Origin of the sequence: Endozoicomonas sp. ONNA1, from assembly GCF_024606325.1 — a bacterium.
Lineage (GTDB): Bacteria > Pseudomonadota > Gammaproteobacteria > Pseudomonadales > Endozoicomonadaceae > Endozoicomonas_A.
Map to the genome: position 1 here is coordinate 1 of NZ_JAHHPN010000442.1, position 5,066 is coordinate 5,066.

At 47.1% G+C, this 5,066-nt stretch carries 5 protein-coding genes and 1 pseudogene; 5 read left to right on the top strand and 1 reads right to left on the bottom strand.

Features of this window, described 5'->3' with window-relative positions:
- A pseudogene (locus KDK19_RS10170) lies at nucleotides 1-269 on the bottom strand (hypothetical protein); the annotation flags it as partial.
- Between the two features lie 348 nt (nucleotides 270-617).
- On the opposite strand from KDK19_RS10170, the gene mutY reads away from it, so the two are divergent.
- From mutY to KDK19_RS10195, 5 genes are all read left to right on the top strand, one after another.
- Nucleotides 618-1,682: an A/G-specific adenine glycosylase gene (mutY, locus tag KDK19_RS10175; protein WP_257254629.1), complete on the top strand. Its 1,065-nt coding sequence runs from the start codon at nucleotides 618-620 to the stop codon at nucleotides 1,680-1,682.
- A gap of 91 nt (nucleotides 1,683-1,773) precedes the next feature.
- The gene (locus KDK19_RS10180; protein WP_257291868.1) at nucleotides 1,774-2,670 is read left to right on the top strand and encodes an acyltransferase; all 897 of its coding nucleotides are present in this window, start codon (nucleotides 1,774-1,776) and stop codon (nucleotides 2,668-2,670) included.
- Between the two features lie 145 nt (nucleotides 2,671-2,815).
- Complete coding sequence (locus KDK19_RS10185) at nucleotides 2,816-4,300, top strand: YdiU family protein (RefSeq protein WP_257275944.1); 1,485 nt, start codon at nucleotides 2,816-2,818, stop codon at nucleotides 4,298-4,300.
- Between the two features lie 54 nt (nucleotides 4,301-4,354).
- Nucleotides 4,355-4,627, top strand: coding sequence for an oxidative damage protection protein (locus KDK19_RS10190; RefSeq protein WP_257254632.1), 273 nt, complete (start codon nucleotides 4,355-4,357; stop codon nucleotides 4,625-4,627).
- 20 nt (nucleotides 4,628-4,647) lie between these two features.
- Nucleotides 4,648-4,866, top strand: coding sequence for a hypothetical protein (locus KDK19_RS10195; RefSeq protein WP_257254633.1), 219 nt, complete (start codon nucleotides 4,648-4,650; stop codon nucleotides 4,864-4,866).
- The last annotated feature ends 200 nt before the right edge of the window (nucleotides 4,867-5,066 follow it).

The following is a 5,066-nucleotide window of genomic DNA, read 5'->3' on the forward strand; positions in this document are numbered from 1 at the left end:
GTTGGCATAACACTGCTGACGACAGGGTGTGAAAGATCTTCACGAATCAGGTGCGGATGCAGAATAAATTTCAGCATCACATTGATGACCAGTATGGCGGCAATCAGAGCAGCGGTTAACTTAAGTCCCTGAGAATGATCTGGCATGACCAGAGACCAGGCGGCGCCGAGGCTGGCAATGCCTAAAGCCAAGCCTCCAAGAGGAGTAGGAACACGGCTCAGTCTTGATACCAGGCCAGTTGTGCGAGCTGGATTTTCAGTCTTATTCATCGTGCTTATTACCGAGCGTATCAGTCATTCGCTCATGGCTTTTCTTAGCCCACGGCTGTTTGAGCAGTTCTTAGAAAGATATATGAACAAAATAACGTATTTTCAGAATAAGAAAATTCAAACTTTTAAATAATGTCAATCAACAAAATTTATACTTTAAGGAGACTCTGAACTGTCGGCAAAAACGGGTCTGGGCAGAAAAAAGATTGGAATAAAGTAAAGAAGTTCATGTTTCCACTTTTCAGTGCAAGCAGATACAAAAACGCTATGAAATGAGATTAGGAGGCCATTCCATCGTACTTTTCATAGTAGAATGCACCACTAAACTCTTAAACCCAGACACCCAATATGTCGCCAGATAGCAATAGTGACGCCTTCAGCCAACAAGTGCTCCAATGGTTTGATGGTCATGGCCGCAAGAACCTGCCATGGCAGAAAAACATCAACCCTTACCGGGTCTGGATCAGCGAAGTCATGCTGCAGCAGACCCAGGTAACTACTGTCATCCCGTACTTTGAAAATTTTATGTCACGCTTTCCCGGGGTTGCAGACCTGGCTTCAGCGGAAATCGATGATGTGCTTCATCTGTGGAGCGGGCTCGGATATTACAGCAGAGCCAGAAACCTGCACAAGGCGGCAAAAATGGTCATGGATACTTTTGCCGGTGAGTTTCCCCGCTCTGTTAAAGAATTAACTCAGTTACCCGGAATCGGTTTATCGACTGCCGGAGCGATAGCGTCCATCAGTATGGGTATTCGTGCTCCGATTCTGGACGGTAATGTTAAGAGAGTACTGGCCCGTTATCAGGCCATTTCTGGTTGGCCCGGACAGTCTGCAGTAGCACAACAACTCTGGAGTATTGCCGAAGGGTTTACCCCACATCATCGCAATGCAGATTACACTCAGGCGATGATGGATCTGGGGGCAATGATTTGCACCCGGACCAAACCTTCCTGTCTGATTTGCCCATTAGAGCAAAACTGTGTGGCCCACAAAGCCGGAGAAGAAACCCGCTACCCCGAACCCAAACCTAAAAAAGATAAGCCGGAACGATCGATAATCATGTTAATGGTGATCAACGAGTTTGGAGAGGTTCTATTGGAAAAAAGACCACCTACAGGTATTTGGGGAGGACTCTGGGGTTTTCCGGAAATCCAGATCGATGAGGAGCTGTCTGGTGCCGCTCAAAACAAAACCGGATTAAGTCTGGAAGATTTTGAAGAATGGTCTTCATTTCGACACACATTCAGCCATTATCACCTGGATATCACTCCGGTCAAATCCTTTGCTGCCAAAGCCTCTTCGGTAGCGGATGGAGATCGATGGCACTGGTTTCAGCCTGATCAACCGTCCGAGCTGGGCTTGGCAGCTCCAGTCAGTAAACTGTTAACGAAAATCATGAGGACTCTGTAGAGGCGATCAGCGGCGTGAAAGTTTCGGGTTAGAGATGAAAAAAGTTTCGAGTTAAACTACGCAACCCCCAATAAAGAACGCCAAGTCCAACATGATCCGTCGATTTAAAGAATACGTTACAGGGTGTTTATCTGCCTCCCTTTTGATCATCAACACCCTGTTGCTCAGCGTGCCGCTGCTCTGTTTTTCTCTTTTAAAACTCATCGTCCCCTTAAAGGGCTTTCGTCGCCTGATGGGACGAATGGCTCACTTTATGGCTGAGCTATGGATCAGCATCAACTCCCTCTGGATGAGAGCACTGACAGGAACTCATCTGAATATCAGCGGTCTGAATGACCTGAATCCCAATGGCTATTATCTGATCACCTCCAACCATCAAAGCTGGGCTGATATTTTGCTGATGCAAAAGCTGCTCAACAGAAAAATCCCCTTGATGAAGTTCTTTCTCAAACAGGAACTGATCTTCGTTCCGGTTATAGGTCTTTGCTGGTGGGCTCTCGACTTCCCATTTATGAAGCGTTATAGCAAAGCCTATCTTGAAAAACACCCGGAAAAACGTGGCAAAGATCTGGAAAACACCCTTAATGCCTGCGAAAAATTCAAAACCATGCCGGTATCCATCGTCAATTACCTCGAAGGCACCCGCTTTACCGAGGCGAAGCACAAAAAGCAGTCATCCCCCTTCAAACATTTGCTGAAACCCCGTGCTGGCGGTATCAGTTACGTAATTGGAGCTCTGGGTGAGCAGGTGAGAACCCTTTTAAACATCACCATTGTTTACCATCAAAAAGGCCAGCTGGGTTTCTGGGACTTCCTGTGTGGTCGAATTAAAAACGTCAGTATCCATGTTGACAAACGAACCATCCCGAAATCATTCATAGGTCGTAGCTACCAGCAGGATGCTGAATTTCGTAATGACTTTCAGGCATGGGTTAATGATCTCTGGGAAGAAAAAGATCAGCTCATGCAACAAATGGGTCAACCTTAAAAGCGCTATTACGTCGTCTGTCGTTTCCTGAAGAACTCTCCCACACAAGTCAATTTCCTAGTAAAATACTCAGGTATTCTTTGACCACAGCAATGCCGCAACAGGGAGTGGTGGCATTTCCGTCCTCTGTATGGAAAATATCTAAATGAGAACAAGCCTGGATCAGCTCAACTTTAATAACCGCTTTGGCCAGCTGCCAGACGTGTTCTATACCCGTCTTCAGGGCACTCCTCTGGATAATCCCAAGCTGGTCGCCGTGAGTCAGAAAGCCGCTGATCTGCTAGATCTTGAGCTGAGCGACACTTGTAAAGAGCAGTTGACCCAGATGGGTGGAGGCTCAATATTTCCCGAAGATTCCGACCCTTTGGCAATGATCTACTCCGGACATCAGTTTGGCAGCTATAACCCTCAGCTGGGCGATGGGCGAGGTTTGCTTCTGGGGGAAGTGATCAACAAAAAAGGTGAAATATGGGATCTCCATTTGAAAGGGGCAGGCATGACACCCTATTCCCGATTCGGTGATGGTCGGGCCGTTTTACGTTCCTGCATCCGTGAGTACCTTGCCTCTGAGGCCTTGTTCCATCTGGGTATCCCGACCACTCGTGCCCTTTGTGTGGTGACCAGCGACACTCCGGTTTACCGTGAAACAGAGGAACGCGGATCTACCTTGCTGCGAATGGCAAAAACTCATATCCGTTTCGGTCACTTTGAGTATTTTTACTACACCAAACAACACGAAGCTCTTGAAACTCTGGTCGAATTTACCATTCAGAACTATTTTTCCGAGCGAATTGATTTTTCCGGGCAGCCCGATAAAAACGACAAATACAGTTTATTTTTCAAAGCTGTGGTAGAGAAAACCGCTCATATGATTGCCCTTTGGCAGGCTAACGGTTTTGCCCATGGGGTAATGAATACCGACAACATGAGCATTCTCGGCGAAACCTTTGATTACGGGCCCTACGGCTTTCAGGATGATTTCAACTGGCACTTCATCTGTAACCACTCTGATCATTCCGGCCGCTATGCTTTCAGCCAGCAACCCGATATCGGTTATTGGAACTGTGGCCGACTGGCACAGGCGTTTTTGCCTCTGCTCGAAGATATATCTACTCTTCAAAAAATACTGGACAGCTATCCCGCGCTTTACTCAACCAAATATCTTTCATTGATGAGTGAGAAACTGGGGCTGCAGGAAGAAGAACCTGAAGACTCAGATCTGATCAGGGATCTTCTGCAGCAACTTCATGATCAACGACTGGACTACACCCTGTTTTTCCGTACCTTGTCGGATTACCGTGCAGGTCAGGGCGTATCAGCATTCATTGCTTTGTGCAGTGAACCTGAGTTCCTCAAAAAGTGGCTGCAACGCTATGATGAAAGGATTCGTCGAAACCCGGAGCCAGAGCAGCAGCGCCACGAACGAATGAAACAAATCAACCCCAAATACATTCTGCGAAATTATCTCGCCCAAACGGCTATCGAGAAGGCGGAAAAGGGGGACTACAGTGAAATCGACCAATTGATGAAAGTGTTGCAGTCACCCTATGATGAGCATCCTGATCTGGGACATTATGCTCAAAAGCCCCCTGAGTGGAGTAAAAAGCTGGAAGTCAGCTGCTCGTCCTGACGAATAGTTTGTTAAGATGCCACCCTATTACTGATTGTGAGAAAGAGGATACCCATGGCCCGTACCGTACACTGTGTAAAACTCAAGAAAGAAGCCGAAGGCCTTGCTGTGCCACCTCTGCCAGGCCCCAAAGGCCAGTGGGTTTACGAGAACGTTTCCCAGTCTGCATGGAGTGAATGGCAAGCCCACCAAACTCGTCTGATTAACGAGAAACACCTCAGTCTGCTGGATCCTGAAACCCGCAAATACCTGACCGAACAGATGGATAAGTTTTTCGCCGGTGAAGACTATGATGCCGCCGAAGGTTTTGTACCTGAACAGAAGTAAACTGATTAGGAGCCTGACCTATGAACATCAAAGACATTTCTATCTCTAACAACAAAAAGAAGCTCATTCTCTCTGCCATCAGCGACCACTCTGTCCTCTTTCAGGAAGAAAATGGCGACATTGTTATAGATACCAGAGCCTATCAGACTTACAAGGAAGAAAAGGGGCAGGCACCGATTGAAGAAATAGCTGAACTGGAGTCCCTGGAAGAATTGGCGGACTATGTCGTCTTTCAATAACAAAATAAACTCTGCCAGCTGCATTGTGACTCTAAACAGTTGATCCACACCACTTTTTTCGTTCAAAAAACGGAAAATCAGCATAGCCGACTTGACTCAGAGGGGTGAAATCCGTTTAATACGCCTCGCACATGGTTACGTGAAAGGCCTGGGTAGCTCAGTTGGTAGAGCAGCGGATTGAAAATCCGCGTGTCGGTGGT

Excerpts from the sequence above, each read along its gene's own strand:
- mutY (WP_257254629.1), top strand. The coding sequence starts at position 618 with ATGTCGCCAGATAGCAATAGTGACGCCTTCAGCCAACAAGTGCTCCAA.
- KDK19_RS10180 (WP_257291868.1), top strand. The coding sequence starts at position 1,774 with ATGATCCGTCGATTTAAAGAATACGTTACAGGGTGTTTATCTGCCTCC.
- KDK19_RS10185 (WP_257275944.1), top strand. The coding sequence starts at position 2,816 with ATGAGAACAAGCCTGGATCAGCTCAACTTTAATAACCGCTTTGGCCAG.
- KDK19_RS10190 (WP_257254632.1), top strand. The coding sequence starts at position 4,355 with ATGGCCCGTACCGTACACTGTGTAAAACTCAAGAAAGAAGCCGAAGGC.
- KDK19_RS10195 (WP_257254633.1), top strand. The coding sequence starts at position 4,648 with ATGAACATCAAAGACATTTCTATCTCTAACAACAAAAAGAAGCTCATT.